This is a genomic window from Acidovorax sp. 107, from assembly GCF_003058055.1.
GTDB lineage: Bacteria > Pseudomonadota > Gammaproteobacteria > Burkholderiales > Burkholderiaceae_C > Acidovorax.
In genome coordinates this window covers 2364406-2384525 of the sequence record NZ_QBTZ01000001.1, presented here as the reverse complement: position 1 = coordinate 2384525, position 20120 = coordinate 2364406, and the positions used below count along the sequence as shown (strand labels likewise).

The 20120-nt window shown below is 62.3% G+C and carries 19 protein-coding genes and 2 tRNA genes; 9 read left to right on the top strand and 12 right to left on the bottom strand.

All coding sequences use genetic code 11. The features are described from left to right. The first annotated feature begins 356 nt into the window (after nt 1-356). Nucleotides 357-2120 carry a methyl-accepting chemotaxis protein gene (locus C8C99_RS11195; RefSeq protein ID WP_108625789.1) on the top strand — a complete coding sequence of 588 codons (1764 nt, stop codon included), beginning with the start codon at nt 357-359 and terminating at the stop codon, nt 2118-2120. A 111-nt stretch (nt 2121-2231) separates the two neighbouring features. On the opposite strand, the gene C8C99_RS11190 is transcribed toward C8C99_RS11195, so the two are convergent. Then, the gene (locus tag C8C99_RS11190; protein ID WP_108627125.1) at nt 2232-3491 is read right to left on the bottom strand and encodes a GNAT family N-acetyltransferase; all 1260 of its coding nucleotides are present in this window, start codon (nt 3489-3491) and stop codon (nt 2232-2234) included. An 80-nt stretch (nt 3492-3571) separates the two neighbouring features. On the opposite strand from C8C99_RS11190, the gene C8C99_RS11185 reads away from it, so the two are divergent. Together C8C99_RS11185 and C8C99_RS11180 are read left to right on the top strand one after the other, a co-directional pair. After that, entirely contained in the window at nt 3572-5230 is a 1659-nt protein-coding gene (locus C8C99_RS11185) for an NAD+ synthase (protein ID WP_108625788.1), read from the top strand. Between the two features lie 54 nt (nt 5231-5284). Further along, complete coding sequence (locus tag C8C99_RS11180; RefSeq protein ID WP_056638495.1) at nt 5285-5623, top strand: P-II family nitrogen regulator; 339 nt, start codon at nt 5285-5287, stop codon at nt 5621-5623. 151 nt (nt 5624-5774) lie between these two features. Here the strand turns inward: C8C99_RS11180 and C8C99_RS11175 are convergent, their stop codons facing one another. The 6 genes from C8C99_RS11175 to C8C99_RS11150 form a co-directional block, all read right to left on the bottom strand. Further along, nucleotides 5775-6368: a TIGR00730 family Rossman fold protein gene (locus C8C99_RS11175; RefSeq protein ID WP_108625787.1), complete on the bottom strand. Its 594-nt coding sequence runs from the start codon at nt 6366-6368 to the stop codon at nt 5775-5777. Beyond that, on the bottom strand, nt 6361-6771 hold the full coding sequence (locus C8C99_RS11170; RefSeq protein ID WP_108625786.1) for a diacylglycerol kinase: 411 nt from the start codon (nt 6769-6771) through the stop codon (nt 6361-6363). Before C8C99_RS11170 ends, C8C99_RS11175 begins: the two co-directional genes overlap by 8 nt. Before the next feature lie 4 nt (nt 6772-6775). After that, nucleotides 6776-7231, bottom strand: coding sequence for an RDD family protein (locus C8C99_RS11165; protein ID WP_056638504.1), 456 nt, complete (start codon nt 7229-7231; stop codon nt 6776-6778). Between the two features lie 134 nt (nt 7232-7365). Continuing rightward, complete coding sequence (locus C8C99_RS11160) at nt 7366-8268, bottom strand: DUF3106 domain-containing protein (RefSeq protein ID WP_108625785.1); 903 nt, start codon at nt 8266-8268, stop codon at nt 7366-7368. 20 nt (nt 8269-8288) lie between these two features. Then, complete coding sequence (locus C8C99_RS11155; RefSeq protein WP_056638508.1) at nt 8289-8744, bottom strand: DUF3619 family protein; 456 nt, start codon at nt 8742-8744, stop codon at nt 8289-8291. After that, a complete protein-coding gene (locus tag C8C99_RS11150; protein ID WP_056638511.1) occupies nt 8741-9310 on the bottom strand; it encodes an RNA polymerase sigma factor in 570 nt (189 codons plus the stop codon). The genes C8C99_RS11155 and C8C99_RS11150 overlap by 4 nt, the downstream gene beginning before the upstream one ends. A 292-nt stretch (nt 9311-9602) precedes the next feature. Between C8C99_RS11150 and C8C99_RS11145 the strand changes: the two genes are divergently transcribed. The 6 genes from C8C99_RS11145 (at nt 9603) to pbpG (ending at nt 17066) form a co-directional block, all read left to right on the top strand. Next, nucleotides 9603-11396, top strand: a complete 1794-nt coding sequence (locus C8C99_RS11145; RefSeq protein ID WP_108625784.1) for an acetolactate synthase 3 catalytic subunit — start codon at nt 9603-9605, stop codon at nt 11394-11396. A gap of 143 nt (nt 11397-11539) precedes the next feature. Next, nucleotides 11540-12031 (top strand): acetolactate synthase small subunit, encoded by a 492-nt coding sequence (gene ilvN / locus C8C99_RS11140; RefSeq protein WP_015013659.1) that lies wholly within the window; start codon nt 11540-11542, stop codon nt 12029-12031. Between the two features lie 56 nt (nt 12032-12087). Continuing rightward, on the top strand, nt 12088-13104 hold the full coding sequence (gene ilvC, locus C8C99_RS11135; protein WP_056067358.1) for a ketol-acid reductoisomerase: 1017 nt from the start codon (nt 12088-12090) through the stop codon (nt 13102-13104). A 193-nt stretch (nt 13105-13297) separates the two neighbouring features. Continuing rightward, on the top strand, nt 13298-14131 hold the full coding sequence (pssA, locus tag C8C99_RS11130) for a CDP-diacylglycerol--serine O-phosphatidyltransferase (protein WP_108625783.1): 834 nt from the start codon (nt 13298-13300) through the stop codon (nt 14129-14131). Nucleotides 14132-14335: 204 nt separating this feature from the next. Beyond that, on the top strand, nt 14336-15874 hold the full coding sequence (locus C8C99_RS11125) for a 2-isopropylmalate synthase (RefSeq protein ID WP_108625782.1): 1539 nt from the start codon (nt 14336-14338) through the stop codon (nt 15872-15874). A gap of 115 nt (nt 15875-15989) precedes the next feature. After that, the gene (pbpG, locus tag C8C99_RS11120; RefSeq protein WP_056638525.1) at nt 15990-17066 is read left to right on the top strand and encodes a D-alanyl-D-alanine endopeptidase; all 1077 of its coding nucleotides are present in this window, start codon (nt 15990-15992) and stop codon (nt 17064-17066) included. 222 nt (nt 17067-17288) lie between these two features. Here the strand turns inward: pbpG and C8C99_RS11115 are convergent, their stop codons facing one another. From C8C99_RS11115 to C8C99_RS11095, 5 genes are all read right to left on the bottom strand, one after another. Continuing rightward, nucleotides 17289-18116, bottom strand: coding sequence for an IclR family transcriptional regulator (locus tag C8C99_RS11115; RefSeq protein ID WP_056638528.1), 828 nt, complete (start codon nt 18114-18116; stop codon nt 17289-17291). A 56-nt stretch (nt 18117-18172) separates the two neighbouring features. Then, complete coding sequence (locus C8C99_RS11110; RefSeq protein WP_108625781.1) at nt 18173-18931, bottom strand: arginyltransferase; 759 nt, start codon at nt 18929-18931, stop codon at nt 18173-18175. Continuing rightward, nucleotides 18928-19683, bottom strand: a complete 756-nt coding sequence (gene aat / locus C8C99_RS11105) for a leucyl/phenylalanyl-tRNA--protein transferase (RefSeq protein ID WP_108627124.1) — start codon at nt 19681-19683, stop codon at nt 18928-18930. The genes C8C99_RS11110 and aat overlap by 4 nt, the downstream gene beginning before the upstream one ends. Nucleotides 19684-19792: 109 nt before the next feature. After that, nucleotides 19793-19868, bottom strand: a tRNA-Asn gene (locus C8C99_RS11100). 70 nt (nt 19869-19938) lie between these two features. Continuing rightward, nucleotides 19939-20014, bottom strand: a tRNA-Asn gene (locus C8C99_RS11095). Between the last annotated feature and the right edge of the window lie 106 nt (nt 20015-20120).

Sequence of the window (20120 nt, the reverse complement as noted above, 5' to 3'; positions counted from 1 at the left end):
CACTGTTTGTGGGCTTTTTGCACCTTTTTGGGGCGTAGACTCCTTCCCATCGATTCGTCTCTGGAGGCTACTGCCATAGCATCCTTCGAGTTGGGCGCCTCCAATTCAGAAGCTTCCCGGCCTTAGCAAGGCTCACCCGCGCGGCCCTGCTTTTTTTGACGCACCCTGGCTGGCGGGCTGGCGGGCTGGCGGGCGGGTTCTTTGCGGTCAAATTGATACTATCATTTTTATCAAAAATATGATAGTATGCATACATTCCAGCTGCTGATTCCCTGGCTGACTCAGCACCGGTGCCACGTCTCTGCATCGGCACACCAAGGGCTGGCAAAAGTCCATAAGAACCACGAAAGACCCCCATGAGCAATCTGAAAATCGGAGCACGCCTGAGCCTGGCCTTTGGCCTTGTCCTGTTGATCACGGCCGCCATCGCTGCCACCGGCGTCTGGCGGCTCGCCGTTCTCAAAGAGGCCAGCGTGCACATTTCCACCGTCGAGATGGAGCGCAACGCCCTGGCGCAGGAGTGGAAAGCGGCCATCGACCTGAACTGGGTGCGTGCGTCCGCGTCGCTCAAGGCCACAGATGCGGGCTATATCCAGTCGCTCACGGCCGACATGGCCGCCACGTCGCAACGCGCCAGCGCGGCGCAGAAGAAGCTGGAGGCACTGGTGGACGACGCCACCGAAAGGAGCCTGATGGAGCGCGTGGCGGTTGCGCGTGTGGCCTATGTGGACGCGCGTGCCAAGCTGCTGGAGCGCAAGAAGGCTGGTGAAGATGTGTTTGCCCTGGTGGACAGCGACCTCAAGCCCCTGGCTGCCACCTACTTGCAGTCACTGGCCGATGTGGCGGACAACACGCACAAGCAGCTGGATGATTTTGAAAGCAGCATCATCCAGGCGGCAGGCACCAGCCAGTGGGTGCTGACGTTGGGCGCAGTGGCGTCGGTGGTGCTGGGGGCGTTGTTTGCGCTGTGGACCACGCGCTCCATCGTGGGGCCCGTGCAGCGTGCCGTGCAGGCGGCCGACGAAATCAGCCATGGCAACCTGTCGGTTCAGATTCGCGACGTGGGCAATGGCCGCAATGAAATGGCCCAGTTGCTGCGCTCGCTGGACGACATGCAGCAAAACCTGTCGCGCATCGTGGGGCATGTGCGTTCGGGCTCCGAGAACGTGGCCACGGCGTCGTCCGAGATCGCCCAGGGCAACAACGACCTGAGCGCACGCACCGAGCAGCAGGCCAGCGCCCTGCAGGAGACGGCGGCATCCATGGAGCAGCTCAATTCGACCGTACGCCAAAACGCCGACAACGCCCGGCAGGCCAACCAGCTCGCGCAGAGCGCGTCATCGGTGGCCGTGCAGGGCGGCGAGGTGGTGAGCCAGGTGGTGGACACCATGAAGGGCATCCACGACAGCAGCAGCAAGATCGCCGACATCATCGGCGTGATCGATGGTATTGCCTTCCAGACCAACATCCTGGCGCTCAACGCGGCCGTCGAGGCGGCGCGTGCGGGCGAGCAGGGCCGGGGCTTTGCGGTGGTGGCCTCCGAAGTGCGCAGCCTGGCGGGCCGCTCGGCCGACGCGGCCAAGCAGATCAAGACCCTGATCGACGATAGCGTGGAACGCGTGGCCGCAGGTACCACGCTGGTCGATCAGGCGGGTGCCACGATGACCGAGGTGGTGGGCTCCATCAAACGTGTGACGGACTTGATGGGTGAAATCAGCGCCGCCAGCGCCGAACAAAGCCAGGGCGTGACCCAGGTGGGCGAGGCGGTGACGCAAATGGACCAGGTCACCCAGCAAAACGCGGCGCTGGTAGAAGAAATGGCCGCAGCGGCCAGCAGCCTCAACAACCAGGCGCAGGATCTGGTGAGTACCGTGGCGTTCTTCAAGCTATCGCCGGGGCAGGCGGTGCGGGCAGTGCAGGCGGTGCAGCCGCCCGCATCCGCGTACGTGCCCAAGCCCGCAGGCGCGTCCCCTGCCTTGGCAGGTTCCCGTCGAGCAGCCCCTGCGGCCCTGCCCAAGGTGGTGCCCCCCCGTACGGCCGCCAAGCCTGCGCCGGTGCTGTCGGCAACGGCTGCTGCTGGCACGGGTGGCGGCAATGATGCCGATTGGGAGAGCTTTTGACGGTGGCTCACCGCCTGACCGCCCCCGGGGAGGAGTGGGTCCTGCGGTCGCTGCGCGGGCGGTCAGACCTTGCACAGATGTCGCAAGCGAGCCCAGCCTGGTCAGAGTAAGTCAGGCGGCCTTGAAGGGGCTTCGCGCCTGTAGATCGCCGAGGTAGCTTTCCACCCCGGCGCCTTCGCGGTCCAGAAAGCGCTGTACCGCCTCGGCAAACGCCGGGTGCGCCAGCCAGTGCGCGCTGGTGGCCTGTACGGGCAGCAGCGCGCGGGCCATCTTGTGCTCGCCCTGGGCGCCCCCTTCAAACCGCACAGCACCGTGGGCGATGCACCACTGCAGCGGCTGGTAGTAACAGGCCTCGAAATGCAGGCAGTCCACCCGCTCCAGAGCTCCCCAGTAGCGGCCGTAGGCTACCAGCTCGGAGCCTGATTCAGAGCCTGAGTTTGAGCCATTTTGGCCTGTAGTGCTGGATTCATCTGCGCTGATAGCTATCAAACTGCTAGCAACAGGCCGCCCGTCCCGCTCCCCCACAAACAGCAGCCAGGCCTCGGGCATGTGCGTCGCCATGCGGGCAAAGAAGTCGCGTGTGAGGTAGGGCGGGTTGCCGTGCTCCAGGTAGGTTCGCTCGTAGCAGCGGTAGAAAAAGTCCCAGTCCGAAGCGCTGATGCTTGCCCCGCGTGACCAGCGGAAGGTGACTCCGGCATCGGCCACCCGGCGGCGCTCCTGGCGGATCTTCTTGCGCTTGTCCTGCGACAGGCTGGCCAGGAAGTGGTCAAAGTCCCGGTAGCGCGGGGTCTGCCCATCCGTGGCCGCCTCCCCTTGCGCAGCAGCCGGCGCAGGGGGCTCATTCTTCCAATGAAACTGCACGGTGTGCCGCAGCATCAGGTCCTGCTGCACGCTGGTCAGCACATCGTCATCGCTGGCAAACAGCACGTGCACGGACGAGACGTTCTCTTGCTCGCACCACTGGCACACCGCCTGCACCAGCAGAGCCCGCGCGGCGGCATCGCGTGCCAGCAGGCGGCTGCCCGGCACGGGGGTGAAGGGCACGGCGATGACGGCCTTGGGGTAGTAGGGCACGCCATGCTGCTCATAGGCGCTGGCCCAGGCCCAGTCGAAGACGTATTCGCCGTACGAATGGCTCTTGAGGTACAGCGGGCAGGCAGCCACCAGGGTGTCGCCTTGCCACAGCGTCATGAAGCGGGGCGTCCAGCCGGTGCGGGGCGTGGCGCTGCCGCTGCTTTCCAGCGCCGCCAGGTATTCATGCCGCATGAAGGGCGTGGGGTGGCTTTGCTGCGCCAGCAGGCGGTTCCAGGCCTCTGCGCCCACGTCCTGCACGCAGGGGAGCACGCGGGCGATAATGGCAGCTTCAGCCATGCAGGCCCCTGTGATGCTCCCTTGATAGCGGGCCTGCAACGGCGGTATTCAACCCGGCCGCAGGGGCCGATTCCAGTTCCATGACGCTCTCCATTTGCACTGCGCAGCTCAACTTTGTTGTGGGCGACATGCCCGGCAACGCCCAAAAGATCATTGCGGCAGCCCGCGAGGCCTATGCCCAGGGCGCCCGCCTGTTGCTGACGCCGGAGCTGGCCATCTGTGGCTATGCGGCCGAAGACCTGTTCCTGCGCCCCGCTTTCATTGCGGCCTGTGATGATGCCGTGAAAACCGTGGCCCGCGAGACTGCGGGGTTGAAAGGCCTGGCCATCGTGCTGGGCCACCCGCAGGCCATGGCCCCTGGCGCGCAGGCCTTCAGCGTGTGCTTCAACGCCGCCAGCGTGGTGCGCGACGGCAAGATCGAGCAGACCTACGCCAAGCGCGAGCTGCCCAACTACCAGGTGTTTGACGAGCGGCGCTACTTTGTGCCGGGCAGCAAGCCCTGCGTGTTCGAGGTGGAGGGCCTGAAGGTGGGCGTGCTGGTGTGCGAAGACGCCTGGTTTGCCACCCCCGCACGCGACACCGCCGCTGCCGGGGCGCAGCTGCTGGCGGTCATCAATGCATCGCCTTTCCACCTGGGCAAGGGCACGGAGCGCGAGGCCACGATGTGCGCCCGTGTGGTCGAGACGGGTCTCCCGCTGGTCTATGCCCACCTGGTGGGCGGGCAGGACGAGGTGGTGTTTGAAGGCCGGTCGTTTGCGCTGGCGGCCGACGGCTCGGTGGCGGCGCGGGCGCCTGCTTTTGTGGAAAAACTGGTCTATGCGCTAGTGGAAACTGCCCAGGGTGCTATCAAAATTACAGCGGAGGTGGCCCCTGAGCGCACGCTGGAGGCCGACCTGTGGGACGCCCTGGTGCTGGGCGTGCGCGACTACGTGGGCAAGAACGGTTTCCCCGGCGCGTTGCTGGGGCTGTCGGGCGGTATCGACTCGGCGCTGGTGCTGGCGATTGCGGTGGACGCGCTCGGTGCCGACAAGGTTCGCACGGTGATGATGCCGTCGCCCTACACCGCCGACATCAGCTGGATCGACGCGCGCGACATGGCCGCGCGCATGGGCGTGCGCTACGACGAGATCTCGATCAAGCCCCAGTTCGAGGCCTTCAAGGCTGCGCTGGCCACCGAGTTTGCTGGCTTGCCTGAAGACACCACCGAAGAAAACTTGCAGGCCCGCATCCGGGGCACGCTGCTGATGGCGCTGTCCAACAAGTTCGGCGCCATTGTGCTGACCACGGGCAACAAGAGCGAAATGTCCACCGGCTACTGCACCCTGTATGGCGACATGGCTGGCGGCTTTGCGGTGATCAAGGACGTGGCCAAGACCCGGGTGTTCGACCTGGCCCGCTGGCGCAACGCCAACGACCCCTATGGGACCTGCGCCAGCCCCATCCCCGAGCGCATCATCACCCGCCCCCCCAGCGCCGAGCTGCGGCCTGACCAGAAAGACCAGGACAGCCTGCCGCCGTACGAGGTGCTGGACGCCATCGTGGCCCGCTACATGGAGAACGATGAGCCCATCGAATCCATCATTGCCAGCGGCTTTGAGCGCGCGGATGTGGAGCGCGTCACGCGCCTCATCAAGCTCAACGAGTACAAACGCCGCCAGGCACCCGTAGGGATTCGCGTCACGCGCCGCAGCTTCGGCAAGGACTGGCGTTACCCTATCACCAGCAAATTCAGGGCGTGACGCGTTCGCGCCGTGCCCTCAGCCCGATTTTTTACATCCTCCAGGAGACCCACCATGAAAATGATCACCGCCGTCATCAAGCCCTTCAAGCTCGAAGAAGTCCGCGAAGCCCTGGCCGAATGCGGTGTGACCGGCCTCACAGTGACCGAGGTGAAGGGCTTTGGTCGCCAGAAGGGCCACACCGAGCTGTACCGTGGCGCGGAATACGTGGTGGACTTTCTGCCCAAGGTGAAGGTCGAGGTCGTGGTCAAGACCGAGGATGTGGACCGCTGCGTGGACGCCATCGTGAACGTGGCGCGCACCGGCAAGATTGGTGACGGCAAGATTTTTGTGACTGCCGTGGAGCGCACGGTGCGTATCCGCACGGGTGATCTGGACGACGCAGCGGTGTGAGGTGACAACCCTCTGAGTCGCTTCGTGCCTTTCCTCTCCCTTCTCTCGAACGGCCGCGCTGTTTGAGAAGGGGGATACCGCCAGCGCATGGAGGGGGCCCTGGCGCGGCGGTCCTGGCTTGCGCCGCGCCAGTTTTGGAGTGCGGAGAGAGTTAGATCACAGAGCGCAGCGGGACGGGCGCTTGGTCGGGCCCCGCGTCTTGCACCAGCGTGCGCAGCAGGGCCTCTGTGTCGGTAGAGGCGTGCAGCAGGCCCATCTGCCACTCGCCCATGAAGCCGCTGGCCACGCTGGTCTGCAGAAAGCCCATCAAGCCGTCGTAGTAGCCCGCCACGTTGAGCAAGCCCAGCGGCTTGTCGTGATAGCCCAGCTGGCGCCAGGTCCACACCTCAAACAGTTCTTCAAACGTGCCAATGCCCCCGGGCAGGGCAAGGAAGGCGTCGCTGCGCTCGGCCATCATCGCCTTGCGTTCGTGCATGGTCTGCACGATGTGCAGCTCGTCGCACTGGCGGTTCGCCAGTTCCTTGTCCACCAGCGCCTGCGGAATCACACCCACCACCCGGCCGCCCGCCAGGCGCGTGGCTTCGGCCACCGTGCCCATCAGGCCGCTGCGGCCACCGCCGTACACCAGTTGCCCCTGGTGGGTGCCAATCCACTGACCCACGGCCTGCGCCGCCTGGGTATAGGCGGCGTTGTCACCAGGGCGCGATCCGCAATACACGCACACAGAAAAAGCAGGTTCAGGCATGGAAAAACCTCTGAAATAACGCTGCTGCCCAGATGCCCATGCACAGCAGCAAAGCCAGCAGAACCGCCGCACTGCCCATGTCTTTGGCGCGTTTGGACAGATCATGCCATTCGGGTCCGATGCGGTCGATGGCGGTTTCGATGCCGGTGTTGAGCAGCTCCACAATCATCACAATGATCACCGAGCCCGCCAGCAGGGCGACCTCGACCCAGCTGCGGCCCAGCCAGAGTGACAGCGGCAACAGCACCACGGCTGCGACGGCCTCTTGGCGAAACGCCTTTTCGTTCCACCCGGCCCGCAGCCCTTCCAGGGAGTAGCCCGCCGCATGCCAGATGCGGTTGAGGCCCGAGCGTGCCTTTTGGGGGTTGGCGGGTGCCGCTGATGGAGGAGAAGAGGGTTGCATGCGCTTATTTTTTGGGTATTTCGTAGTGCACCAGTCGGGTGCCCGCCAGCGCGTCATGCCAGAACTGCTGTGTGGGATGAAACCGGCTGAGCAAGGCCCAGATGGCCACCCACCCCAGTACGATGACGGCGGATTCGCCCCCCGACAGGGAAAACAGCGCTGCCGCAGCCAGCGGGGGCAAAAACCACAGCCAGCTCAACACGTAACGCAGCAAGGCGCGCGTCTGGCTGATGGGTTGCCCGGCAGTGCCCACCACGCGGATGTGCCAGGTCTTCTGCGCCAAGGTCTGTCCCTTGGCCCAGAACCACGTGAAGTAGATGCCGAACACCACGAACAGGAAGGCCTGCAGTGCATGGCGGTTGTCCATGGCATTCCGGGTCTGGCTCAGTGTGCCGAACAGGTAGCCGGCAATGAAAACCACACCGAACATCAGCATGCCTTCGTACAGCCAGCAGGCCATGCGCCGCCACAGGTTGGGAGTAGGGGCGCCCGCCAAGGCGCCAGTTAGGGCGCTGGCAGCGGCCTGCGGCGTGGGGGTAGGGTGAGAAACGGACATTCCAGGTCAGGCCCGTCGGGCCGGGGCAGGTTGCAAACCTACTGAGGATACAGGCCGGAGGTGTCAGGTGTTACCGGGGGCGGTGTGGGCGAGGCTGTGCTGTCGGCTCCCCCGGTGCCCAGGGGCGGAAGCGCTGCGGGCACCGCACTGGGGATCGCCACAGGCGCCGTTTCCACCCCACCGGGCGAGGCGGCAGGCGCTGCAGGCACGGGCGTCGAGCCCGCCGTCGCCGGGGCTGCCGGTTGGGGGATTGGGGCTGCAACGCGCGGCGAATGGTCTACCACCGGTGGGATCTTGGGGGCATTGGGCCGGTCGGGGCTCGCTTGCGTCGCAGCGGGTACCTGGACCAGCTTTCTGGGCGAGACCGGTCGCAGGGCCGTGGCCGCGCCATGGGGGTTGGGGGCTGCTTTGGAGGCCAGCGCCTTGCGCTCTTCTTCAGACAGTGCCTGGTAGGCCTCCCATTGCGCCCGCTTGCCGTCCCCCGCCAGCCGTTTGGTGACAGCGTAGTTCAGCCGTGCCTGGTTGCGCTGCTGGGCGCTCAGGCTGGCCCAGTCGGTGATGCGGTCATGGAACTTGTGTTGTTCCTCTTCCGAAAGGCTGGGGTAGTTGGTGGCCAGGTCAAGCCAACGGCGTTTTTGGGCTTCGCTGATCAACGCCCAGCGTTCTGCCAGTGGATACAGCGCCAGTTTTTGCGCAGTAGTGAGCGTGCCCCAGCCGGGTCCTGCCTCCGTGGCGGGGGGCATGTTCACGACCGACAGGTCGGCGCGCGCATTGTTGGGGCGTGCCACTGCCGCCTCGGCACCGGCCTCCAGCACTGTGCTGGGCGCCATGCGCATCTGCATCCACGCCTGCCAGCCGCCGGCGCTGAGCGCGCCCAGAAGCGCCAATGCCAGCACAAAGGCTGGCAGCGTGGAAGGAGCTTCAGAGGGGCTTGGGTGCATGCAGTCCAGAGTCAGGCAGGTCAGTTTGGCTGCGCGGAGGTCTTGAGGAATTGTACGAAGCCTGGGTCCGAGTAAGCGGCGGGTGGCAGGTCGTCGGTCAGCAAAGCGGAATCCACCTCGGCCACATCATTGGCGGCGCGCTCGTCCTGGGCAATGTTGATAACCACCAAGCCCACTACCAGTGCCAACAGCGGCACGGCGGATACCAGCGCATTCCACCAGCTGCTGCCTTCGCCGCCACGGCCCAGCGTGGCCGTGCTGCCCGCGCTGACCACTGCAGCCGCAGGGGCGGTGCGACGCACCGGGACGGTGACCTTGCGTTTGGCCAACGCCTGCATGCGAGAGGCACGCAGACGTTCGGAAATGTCATAGGGCAGGGCGTCGGTCCCGCTGGACAGGCGCGCCGTGACGCGCAACGCAAAGCGCTCTGCAGAGGCTTCAGCTTGGGTCGATGGGGTCTGTACAGTGTTTTTCATGGCTCGATTCCTTTGGCCTTCAGTGCCTTGCTGAGGGTTTGTATGGCACGAAAGCAGTGCGTTTTGACACTGCCTTCGGAGCAGCCCATGGCGGCAGCCGTCTCTGCGACGTCCATTTCTTCCCAGTAACGCATCAGGAACGCTTCCCGTTGACGTGGCGGCAATTCGGCAATTTCTTCTTCAATGCCCTGGAAGATCTGTGCCCGGCGGGTCAAATCTTCCGCGCTTTCCGCCTTGTCGCCGTCTTCTGTTCCTGAATACGCTTCGAGCAGATCAAAATCCGTGCCATCTTCACCCGGGCCCTCGAAGTCGCTCATGCTCGAAAATAGTGCATTGCGTGTCTTCTGGCGCCGGAACCAGTCCAGGGTGCAGTTGGAAAGAATCCGCTGGAAGAGCATGGGCAGCTCGGCTGCCGGTTTGTCGCCGTAGTGCTCTGCCAGCTTGAGCATGCTGTCTTGCACGATGTCGAGCGCCGCTTCCTCATTGCGAACGTGGTAGACCGAGCGCTTGAACGCACGCTTTTCTACGCTTTTGAGGAAATCGGAGAGTTCTTGTTCGGTTGCCAAGACGGGTCAGCCCGGGAGGGGATCGGCGCCAAAGTCTTCAGTTTTGAACTGATCGACGCCATAAAGCTGCAGATTATCGCACCCGCTGGAGTTTTTTTTGGCAGTGGAGCGTTTTGTGAGTGTTGCAGTGCGATAATTGACGTTGCAATTCAAAAGGCAAACGGGTCACGGTCCGGCGCGGCAATCATCCCGCCCATGTCCTTGGCCTCAAGTTCCAAGCTGGCTTCACAAGAGCGCGTGCGAGGAGCACCCAAGGTTTTTCGTCAGAGAAATTCACAAAGGTTGATCGATCATGGAAATCTCCAAGGCTGAAATCTCTTCAGCAGCCGCTGCTTCGCAGGGCAACACTTCCCCCGCTTCCGGCTCGCAGGACCTCATGGGTTCTGAGATCCTCATCAAGGCCCTCCAGGCAGAGAACGTCCAGTACATCTGGGGTTACCCGGGTGGTGCGGTCCTGTACATCTACGACGCGCTGTACAAGCAAGACACCATTCAGCACGTGCTGGTACGCCACGAACAGGCGGCGGTGCACGCCGCCGACGGCTATGCGCGCGCCACCGGCGAAGTCGGCGTGGCTCTGGTCACTTCGGGCCCCGGCCTGACCAATGCCGTCACCGGCATCGCCACCGCGTACATGGATTCGATCCCCATGGTGATCATCTCCGGCCAGGTGCCCACGCCCGCCATCGGGCTGGATGCCTTCCAGGAATGCGACACGGTCGGTATCACCCGCCCCATTGTCAAGCACAACTTCCTCGTCAAGGACCCGCGCGATCTGGCCGCGACGATGAAAAAAGCCTTCCACATCGCCCGCACTGGCCGCCCTGGCCCAGTGGTGGTGGACGTGCCCAAGGACGTTTCCTTCAAGAAGGTGCCCTACACCGGTTATCCGCAGACGGTGGAAATGCGCTCTTACAACCCGGTGCGCAAGGGCCATGGCGGGCAGATCCGCAAGGCGCTTCAGTTGCTGCTGGCGGCCAAGCGTCCCTATATTTATACCGGGGGCGGTGTGCTGTTGGGCAATGCCACCAACGAGCTGCGCACGCTGGTGGACATGCTGGGCTACCCCGTCACCAACACGCTGATGGGTCTGGGCGCCTACCCCGCGTCCGACCGCAAGTTCCTGGGCATGCTGGGCATGCACGGCACCATCGAAGCCAACAACGCCATGCAGAACTGCGACGTGCTGCTGGCTGTGGGTGCCCGGTTTGATGATCGCGTGATCGGAAACCCCAAGCACTTCGCACAGAACGACCGCAAGATCATCCACGTCGATATCGACCCATCGAGCATCTCGAAGCGCGTGAAGGTGGATATCCCGATCGTCGGCGACGTGAAGGACGTGCTCACCGAGCTGATCTCCATGATCCGCGAGAGCAGCACCCGCCCGGATGCCGGAGCACTGGCCGCCTGGTGGGACACCATCGAAGGCTGGCGCAAGCGCGACTGCCTCAAGTACAGCATGGGCAGCGGTGACGTGATCAAGCCGCAGTACGTGGTTGAGACCCTGTGGAACATGACCAAGGACGCGGACACCTACATCACGTCCGACGTGGGTCAGCACCAGATGTGGGCGGCGCAGTACTACCGCTTTGACGAACCCCGTCGCTGGATCAATTCTGGTGGCTTGGGCACGATGGGTGTGGGCATTCCTTACGCCATGGGTATCAAGCTGGCCAAGCCGCAGTCCGAGGTGTTCTGCATCACGGGCGAAGGCTCGGTGCAGATGAACATTCAGGAGTTGTCCACCTGTCTGCAGTACAACACGCCGATCAAGATCTGCTCGCTGAACAACCGTTATCTGGGCATGGTGCGCCAGTGGCAGGAGATTGAATACTCCGGCCGCTACAGCCACAGCTACATGGACGCGCTGCCCAACTTCGTGAAGCTGGCAGAAGCGTACGGCCACGTCGGCATGCTCATCGAGCACCCCAAGGATGTGGAGCCCGCCCTGCGCGAAGCCCGCAAGCTCAAGGACCGCACGGTGTTCATGGACTTCCGAACCGACCCCACCGAGAACGTGTTCCCGATGGTGCAGGCCGGCAAGGGCATCACCGAAATGCTGCTGGGGTCGGAAGACCTTTAAGCCCAATCGGCCCAAAGCGCACGTTTTTCATGCGTTCTCAGCTATCGAATAGATAGCATCCATTTTTTGACGAATCTATTGCCTGCCAAGCCCATGCATTACCGTGCATGGGGGAGGGCAGCGAAAAGAGGAATCGCTTCATCATGAAACACATCATTGCTGTCTTGCTGGAAAACGAGCCTGGCGCTCTTTCCCGCGTCGTGGGCCTGTTCTCGGCCCGTGGTTACAACATCGAATCGCTCACCGTGGCGCCCACCGAGGATGCATCGCTGTCGCGCATGACCATCCAGACCACGGGCTCCGACGATGTGATCGAGCAGATCACCAAGCACCTGAACCGCCTCATCGAGGTTGTGAAGGTGGTGGACCTCACCGAAGGCGCCTACACCGAGCGCGAGCTCATGATGGTGAAGGTGCGTGCGGTGGGCAAGGAGCGCGAGGAGATGAAGCGCATGGCCGACATCTTCCGGGGTCGCATCATCGACGTGACCGAGAAGAGCTACACCATCGAGCTGACGGGCGATCAGTCCAAGAACGACGCGTTTCTGCAGGCCATTGACCGCACCGCCATCCTCGAAACTGTCCGCACAGGCGCCAGCGGCATTGGCCGTGGCGAGCGCATTCTGCGCGTGTAAGACAATTCCCTGTTTTTATTTTTCACCCCAACAACGCATTTCAACCGGAGCAACCCATGAAAGTTTTCTACGACAAAGACACCGACCTGAGCCTGATCAAGGGCAAGACCGTGGCCATCATCGGCTACGGCTCGCAAGGCCATGCCCACGCACAAAACCTGAACGACAGCGGCGTGAAGGTCGTGGTCGGCCTGCGCAAGGGCGGTGCATCGTGGGACAAGGTTGGCAAGGCCGGCCTGAACGTGCTGGAAGTCAACGATGCGGTCAAGGCCGCCGACGTGGTCATGATCCTGCTGCCTGATGAAGACATCGCAGCGGTGTACAAGAACAACGTCGAACCCAACATCAAACAAGGCGCTTCGCTGGCCTTTGCCCACGGCTTCAACGTGCACTACAACCAGGTCGTGCCCCGTGCTGACCTGGATGTGTGGATGGTCGCCCCCAAGGCCCCAGGCCACACCGTGCGCAACACGTACACCCAAGGCGGCGGCGTGCCCCACCTGGTCGCTGTGCACCAGGACAAGTCCGGCAAGGCCCGTGACCTGGCACTGAGCTACGCAGCTGCCAACGGCGGCGGCAAGGCCGGTATCATCGAGACCAACTTCAAGGAAGAAACCGAGACCGACCTGTTCGGCGAACAAGCGGTGCTGTGCGGTGGTGCCGTCGAGCTGATCAAGATGGGTTACGAAACCCTGGTCGAAGCCGGTTACGCCCCTGAAATGGCTTACTTCGAGTGCCTGCACGAGCTCAAGCTCATCGTCGACTTGATCTACGAAGGCGGCATTGCCAACATGAACTACTCGATCTCGAACAACGCCGAATACGGCGAGTACGTGACCGGTCCTGAAGTGATCAACGAGCAGTCGCGCGCCGCCATGCGCAATGCGCTCAAGCGCATCCAGAACGGCGACTACGCCAAGATGTTCATCCAGGAAGGCCGCCTGAACTACCCATCGATGACGGCCCGCCGCCGCAACACGGCAGACCACAGCATCGAGAAGGTGGGCGGCCAACTGCGCGCCATGATGCCCTGGATCGCCAAGAACAAGCTGGTCGACCAGACCCGCAACTGATTCTTCATTGCTGGAGCGTCAAAAGGCCACTTCGGTGGCCTTTTTCCATTGGCATTGGGCACTGCGCGCAGGCGCTACACTGCGGCCTTCGCCTTTTGTGTGCGCGGCGGCCTGCTGTCTTGCGGAAAATGGCTGGATACTACAAATTTAATAGCTGCTCGCGCAATGCGGGTAAGCGCTGGAGGTCTGTTTGATGCATGACGGCAATGAGTCCACCGACAAGCCAGGTGTGATGGTGCGCAAAAGGCGCAAGGGCATCTACATCCTGCCCAACCTGTTCACACTGGCGGCCTTGTTTGGTGGTTTCTATTCCATCGTCATGGCCATGAATGGCCGTTTTGACCAGGCGGCGGTGGGCGTCTTCTGTGCCATGGTGCTCGACAGCCTCGACGGGCGCGTGGCCCGCATGACCAATACCCAGAGCGCGTTTGGCGAGCAGATGGATTCGCTTTCCGACATGGTGTCCTTTGGGGCAGCGCCTGCCTTGATTGCTTATGAATGGTCCCTTCAGGGTCTGGGCCGCTGGGGCTGGATCGCCGCCTTTGTGTATTGCGCCTGTGCGGCGCTTCGCCTGGCGCGTTTCAATGTGAACACGGGGGTTGTGGACAAGCGCTATTTTCAAGGGTTGCCTTCGCCCGCCGCGGCGGCCTTGGTGGCTGGATTCATCTGGCTGATGACCGAACTGGGCGTGCGTCCCGGCGAAGACCACTGGCTGAGCTGGAGCCAGGTGACCTGGATCATGTTCGCCTTCACGCTCTATGCGGGGCTGACCATGGTGACCAACGTGCCGTTCTACAGCTTCAAGGATGTGCAGATGAAAAAGAGCGTGCCTTTTGCCGCCATCGTGCTGATTGCCCTGGGCATCGCCATCATCAACATTCACCCTCCCATCGTGCTTTTCGGCGTGTTTGTTTTCTATGGCTTGAGCGGTTACGCCGTGTACGCCTGGCGCAAGGCCAAAGGCCAGCACAGCAGCGTGATCAGCACCTCTACCGACGAACCCGACGAGCGCGGCCTGCACAAGTAAGGGCCATGGGGTCCAGGCACTTGTGCTACATTGCGATGCATGAATTTGTTTGCTCTGGCACTACTGCTACCTCCCCACGGGCGGAGTCAGTAGGCGCACGCGCACACTATTCCACAAAGGCCCGTATGCACCCGCAACGGGCCTTTTGTTTTGGGCGCCAGTTTTTTCGTTGCGGGCCCCACCCACTGATACCAGGAGAACAACATGGCTGACAAACTGATCATTTTCGACACCACCTTGCGCGATGGTGAGCAGTCCCCCGGGGCTTCAATGACCAAGGACGAGAAGCTGCGTATTGCGCGCCAGCTGGAGCGTCTGAAGGTGGATGTGATCGAAGCCGGTTTTGCCGCCAGCTCCAACGGTGACTTTGAGGCCGTGCAAGCCATTGCCAATGCCATCAAAGAGTCCACCATTTGCTCGCTGTCGCGTGCCAACGACCGCGATATTTCACGCGCTGCAGAGGCTCTCAAGGGTGCGGCGAATGCGCGCATCCACACCTTCATTGCCACTTCGGCGCTGCACATGGAGAAGAAGCTGCGGATGACGCCCGACCAGGTACTCGAGCAAGCCAAGCAGTCGGTTCGCTTTGCGCGCAACCTCGTGGGTGACATCGAGTTCAGCCCCGAAGATGGCTACCGCAGCGACCCTGACTTTCTGTGCCGGGTGCTGGAGGCTGTGATCGCCGAAGGCGCCACCACCATCAACGTGCCAGACACCGTGGGCTACGCCGTGCCCGAGCTGTACGGCAACTTCATCAAGACGCTGCGCGAGCGCATTCCCAACAGCGACAAGGCGATCTGGTCCGTGCACTGCCACAACGACCTGGGCATGGCCGTGGCGAACTCGCTGGCCGGTGTGAAGATCGGTGGTGCACGCCAGGTGGAATGCACGATCAACGGCTTGGGTGAGCGCGCCGGCAACTGCTCGCTCGAAGAGATCGTGATGGCCGTGAAGACCCGCAAGGACTATTTTGGGCTTGAACTGGGCATCGACACCCAGCACATCGTGGCTGCCAGCCGCATGGTGAGCCAGACTACGGGCTTTGTGGTGCAGCCCAACAAGGCCGTGGTGGGCGCCAACGCGTTCGCCCATGCCAGCGGCATTCACCAGGACGGCGTGCTCAAGGCACGCGACACCTACGAAATCATGCGGGCTGAGGATGTGGGCTGGAGTGCCAACAAGATCGTGCTCGGCAAGCTCAGTGGTCGCAACGCCTTCAAGCAGCGCTTGCAGGAACTGGGTGTCAGCCTGGACAGCGAAACCGAAGTCAACACCGCTTTCACGCGCTTCAAGGAGCTGGCCGACCGCAAGAGCGAGATTTTTGACGAGGACATCCTGGCGTTGGTCAGCGACGAAAGTGTCACAGCCGAAAAAGAACAATATGGTTTCGTGTCGCTGTTTCAGCAGAGCGAAACCGGCGAGCAACCCCGCGCACGCATTGTCTTTACCGTCGATGGGAACGAAGTGCGGGGCGAGGCAGAGGGCAATGGGCCAGTCGATGCTTCGCTCAAGGCCATTGAATCGCACGTGAAGAGTGGCGCCGAAATGGTGCTGTATTCGGTGAACGCCATCAGTGGCTCCACCGAGAGCCAGGGCGAGGTCACCGTGCGTTTGCAAAACAGTGGTCGCGTGGTGAATGGCGTGGGTGCGGACCCCGACATCGTCGTGGCGTCGGCCAAGGCCTACCTCAGCGCCTTGAACAAGTTACAAAGTAAAGCCGATCGGGTCGCTGCTCAAGGTTGAGTGATCAATTTATAATTCACTCACTTTCTCGGAAAGTCGCGCAAGGTATTGATCTTGCGCGACTTTTTTTGATTCTGTACACTGCCCCATAATTCTTACCGTTTGGAGCACTTTGATGCACCATCGCCGCAACGCTGCAGTGAATCGATTTTTCCAGTGGATGGGTCTTGCGCTTGTGAGCGCAGCCCTCCTTTCGCCCTCTGCGCATGCGGCAGAGGTCAAAAAGCAAGGGGCTAAAAAGCAGCAGGCGGGCGCAGTCCATGCCAAGCGTGCCGTGGCCCCGCGCAAAGTCGCTGCGAGCATCAAGCCCACACGCGTGAGCGCCAAAACGGTCAAGGCCCCTACCAAGGTGGCCTTTGTGCCGGCCAAACCCTCTTTTGGCCAGATGGCGGGCTTGCACGATGTCAATGACCCGCTCGACCTGAAGTCCAGTGTGGCGCTGGTGGTGGATCAGGACACCCACGAGGTGTTGCTGCGCAAGAACGATCAGGCTGTGCTCCCTATCGCGTCCCTGACCAAGCTCATGACGGGCATGCTCATCTCGCAGGCCAAATTGCCGATGGACGAGCCCGTCACGATCACGCAGGACGACGTGGATACCGAAAAGGGTAGCCGATCGCGCCTCACGGTGGGCACTACGCTGACCCGAGGAGAGATGCTGCACCTTGCGCTTATGTCCAGCGAGAATCGGGCGGCCCATGCCTTGGGTCGCACCTACCCTGGGGGCCTGGAGCTGTTTGTGTCCCAGATGAACGCCAAAGCGAAGGCGCTGGGGATGAACGATACCCACTATGTGGAACCTACAGGCCTGTCCAGCCGCAATCAGTCGAGTGCTCGCGATCTCGCCACCTTGGTGGGTGTGGCGCATGGCGACCCCCTGTTGCGCGAACTGTCAACGTCGCCCGGCTACGAGGTGGCTGTGGGGCACAAGACGCTCCAATACAACAACACCAACGGGCTGGTGAAAAACCCTACCTGGGATATTGGTCTGCAGAAAACCGGCTATATCTCCGAGGCAGGTCGTTGTCTGGTGATGCAAGCCCAGGTGGCAGGGCGCAAGCTGATCATGGTGTTTCTGGACTCAGCAGGCAAATTCAGCCGGCTGGGCGATGCAGAGCGGGTGCGCCGCTGGGTGGAGTCCAACCCTGCGCTGGCCGCGCCATTGCAGGCGGCTCGCAATACCAACGGCTGAGCCGACGGATTCAAAAAAAGCACCTGACAGCGTGATGCTGTCAGGTGCTTTTTTGTTTTAGCGTCCACCACCAAACCGTCTTTGACGGGGCCTTTCGGTTACTCCTCGAGCGACTCGGTGAGCGACAGGGGGCGGCGTACTGTAGGTGCCCCGGTGCGGTAACTACAGTGTGTCGCAAGGTGGGAGCCGTACCTCGCCCCTCAGACCTGTGTTGAACGGTGTTCAACGCAGTTCAGCGCGCTGGTTGCTCAAGGTGTTGGGGTGGGCATCGGGCTGAGGTGTATGGCCCAGCGCCAGTGAAATCTCGTTCGCGGTTGCCTGCAGCTTGGGCAGCCAGCCTTCATCCAGGCGGTCTGCGGGGGCAGAAATCGACAGGCCTGCCACCAGCTTGCCCTGGTCGTCGTACACGCCGGCCGCCATGCAGCGCACGCCCAGTTCCAACTCCTCGTTGTCTCGGGCGATGCCGTATTGGCGTGCCTTGGCCAGCTCCCGCTCCAGCACCGGCAACTGCGTAATGCTGTTGCGGGTATGGCCAGCCAGACCGGTGCGGGTGGCGTAAGCGCGAACGCGCTGGGGGTCGTCCAGTGCCAGGAAAAGTTTGCCGGTTGAAGTCAGATGCAGCGGGGCCCGGCCGCCTATCGCACGCACCACCTGCATGCCCGAACGCTCGCTGTAGGCGCGCTCCACATACACAATCTCGTCCCCTTGGCGCATGCTCAGGTTCACGGGTTGCTGGATCAGCTTGTGCAGACTGCGCATGGGGGTCAGCGCGGCGTCGCGCACGCTCAGGCGGGCCTTGACCAGATTGCCCAGTTCCAGCAATCGCATCCCCAGTCGGTAGCTGCCTGATTCAGGGCGGTCCACGAACCGGCCGATGGTCAGATCGTTGAGGATGCGGTGGGTTGTGGAAGGGTGCAGCCCGGTTTTCTCGCTGATTTCCTTGAGGGAAATCGCCTCTTCGCGAGAGGCCAGCACATCGATCAGGGTGAACATGCGCTCAAGTACCTGAACGCTGGGTTTGAGAGGAATGCTGGGATCGGTTTTTTTCATGAGCGGCGATGGTGCGAAGGCCGCTACATTTTATCTTGTGAAATGTGAGTGCGTGTTCAGGGGGTCGCGCGCCCAGTGTCTCCGACCCGATGCCAATGGCCGTCCGTACGGATTTCGTGCGGCAGAAAACGCGCCTTGTAATTCATCTTGGGGCTGGTTTCAATCCAGTACCCCAGGTAAACATGGGGCAGCCCCAGCGCATGGGCTTGCGCGATTTGCCACATGACGTTGTAGGTGCCATAGCTGCAATGGAGTTCCGGTTCGTAAAACGTGTAGACGGCAGACAGGCCGTCATCAAGCACGTCGAGAATGGAGACCATCTTGAGAGCGCCGGGCTCGCCCGATGCATCGGTCTCGCGAAACTCTACCAGCCGTGAGTTCACCCGGCTTTGCAGCAGAAATTGTGTGTACTGGTCGATGCTGTCATGGTCCATGCCGCCGCCCGCGTGGCGGCCGTTCTGGTAGCGCAGATACAGCTGGTAGTGTTCGGGCACGAAACACAGCCGCAGCACGCGTGCCTGCAGTTTTCCGTGGCGCGCGGCCGCGCGTTTCTGGCTGCGATCAGGCTTGAACTCGTTGACCAGGACTCGCAGAGGAGTGCAGGCCTGGCATCCGTCGCAATAGGGGCGGTAGGTGAACATGCCGCTGCGGCGAAACCCCTTGGCCACGAGGTCGGAATACAGATCGCTCTGGATCAGGTGGCTGGGTGTGGCAACCTGCGACCGCGCCTGCCGGTCCGGCAGGTAGCTGCAGGGGTAGGGGGCTGTCGCATAAAACTGCAGGGTTTGCAGCGGAAGGTCGTTGAGTTGCGTCATGCCGGGGCGGTCAAGGAGGGCAGCAGCTCGTACCAGTATACGGGCTCAAATATCCAGGGAAAGGCAGGCTGTTGCCGAGCGCTGTCTACGTGTTTCAGAAATTTTGAGCGGGGTATTTCCCGGGCGCCCAGCGAAGCCAGATGATGGGTATTTTGCTGACAGTCCACGAGGGAGACCCCATGGCGGCGGCATAGGCACACCAAAGCTGCTAGGGCGATCTTGGAGGCATCTGTGGTGTATGCAAACATGGATTCGCCAAACACCGCGTGGCCCAGCGCTACGCAATACAGGCCGCCCACCAGCCGCCCGTCCACCCACGTTTCCACACTGTGCGCGTGGCCTGCTCGGTGCAGGTGTGTGTAGGCATCGACCATTTCGGGCACGATCCAGGTTCCTGCCTGGCCCTCGCGTTCTTTCATGGCGCAGGCGGTGATGACGTCCTTGAACGCGCTGTCGATGCGGATCTCGCAACGCGCCTGCCGGCGGAACGACTGCAGCCTTTTGCGCAGTGAGCGGTGCAGCCTAAACTCCGACACAGGCAGCACCATGCGCGGATCGGGCGCCCACCACAGAATGGGTTGACCGGGGCCGTACCAGGGGAAGGTGCCTTGCGCATAGGCGGCGCACAGGCTGGCCACGTCCAGAGCGCCCCCTGCGGCCAGCAGTCCTGGCGCGGGGTCGCCATCCCCCCAGGCAAGGGTCGGGGCGGGAAACGGGTCGCGGGGTTCGAGCCAGTGCAGTTGCGGGGGCATGCGGGCGTGTGTCACAAAGACACCATTGTCTGGCATGCGACTGCTGGTTGGGGGTGGCAACAGTTCAGACGAAAAAAAGCCCCGCACGTTTTGTGCAGGGCTTTTTAACTGGCTCCTCGACCTGGGCTCGAACCAGGGACCTACGGATTAACAGTCCGGCGCTCTACCGACTGAGCTATCGAGGAATGATCGGTACAACTTGCAAACTAACTCATTAAAAGGCCCCGCGTACACATGCAGGGCCTGAAAAATTCTTGGCTCCTCGACCTGGGCTCGAACCAGGGACCTACGGATTAACAGTCCGGCGCTCTACCGACTGAGCTATCGAGGAACAAGACTTAGATTATATACACAAAAACACCCGTCTGAAAACTCGTGCGTCTGGTCTTGTGACCTTTGCAAGCGTGTCCGACGGGCGCGGGCCGCACTGTGCAGGC

Coding starts and splice junctions, on each gene's coding strand:
- C8C99_RS11195 (WP_108625789.1), top strand. CDS start 357: ATGAGCAATCTGAAAATCGGAGCACGCCTGAGCCTGGCCTTTGGCCTT.
- C8C99_RS11190 (WP_108627125.1), bottom strand. CDS start 3,491: ATGGCTGAAGCTGCCATTATCGCCCGCGTGCTCCCCTGCGTGCAGGAC.
- C8C99_RS11185 (WP_108625788.1), top strand. CDS start 3,572: ATGACGCTCTCCATTTGCACTGCGCAGCTCAACTTTGTTGTGGGCGAC.
- C8C99_RS11180 (WP_056638495.1), top strand. CDS start 5,285: ATGAAAATGATCACCGCCGTCATCAAGCCCTTCAAGCTCGAAGAAGTC.
- C8C99_RS11175 (WP_108625787.1), bottom strand. CDS start 6,368: ATGCCTGAACCTGCTTTTTCTGTGTGCGTGTATTGCGGATCGCGCCCT.
- C8C99_RS11170 (WP_108625786.1), bottom strand. CDS start 6,771: ATGCAACCCTCTTCTCCTCCATCAGCGGCACCCGCCAACCCCCAAAAG.
- C8C99_RS11165 (WP_056638504.1), bottom strand. CDS start 7,231: ATGGCCTGCTGGCTGTACGAAGGCATGCTGATGTTCGGTGTGGTTTTC.
- C8C99_RS11160 (WP_108625785.1), bottom strand. CDS start 8,268: ATGCACCCAAGCCCCTCTGAAGCTCCTTCCACGCTGCCAGCCTTTGTG.
- C8C99_RS11155 (WP_056638508.1), bottom strand. CDS start 8,744: ATGAAAAACACTGTACAGACCCCATCGACCCAAGCTGAAGCCTCTGCA.
- C8C99_RS11145 (WP_108625784.1), top strand. CDS start 9,603: ATGGAAATCTCCAAGGCTGAAATCTCTTCAGCAGCCGCTGCTTCGCAG.
- ilvN (WP_015013659.1), top strand. CDS start 11,540: ATGAAACACATCATTGCTGTCTTGCTGGAAAACGAGCCTGGCGCTCTT.
- ilvC (WP_056067358.1), top strand. CDS start 12,088: ATGAAAGTTTTCTACGACAAAGACACCGACCTGAGCCTGATCAAGGGC.
- pssA (WP_108625783.1), top strand. CDS start 13,298: ATGCATGACGGCAATGAGTCCACCGACAAGCCAGGTGTGATGGTGCGC.
- C8C99_RS11125 (WP_108625782.1), top strand. CDS start 14,336: ATGGCTGACAAACTGATCATTTTCGACACCACCTTGCGCGATGGTGAG.
- pbpG (WP_056638525.1), top strand. CDS start 15,990: ATGCACCATCGCCGCAACGCTGCAGTGAATCGATTTTTCCAGTGGATG.
- C8C99_RS11115 (WP_056638528.1), bottom strand. CDS start 18,116: ATGAAAAAAACCGATCCCAGCATTCCTCTCAAACCCAGCGTTCAGGTA.
- C8C99_RS11110 (WP_108625781.1), bottom strand. CDS start 18,931: ATGACGCAACTCAACGACCTTCCGCTGCAAACCCTGCAGTTTTATGCG.
- aat (WP_108627124.1), bottom strand. CDS start 19,683: ATGCCCCCGCAACTGCACTGGCTCGAACCCCGCGACCCGTTTCCCGCC.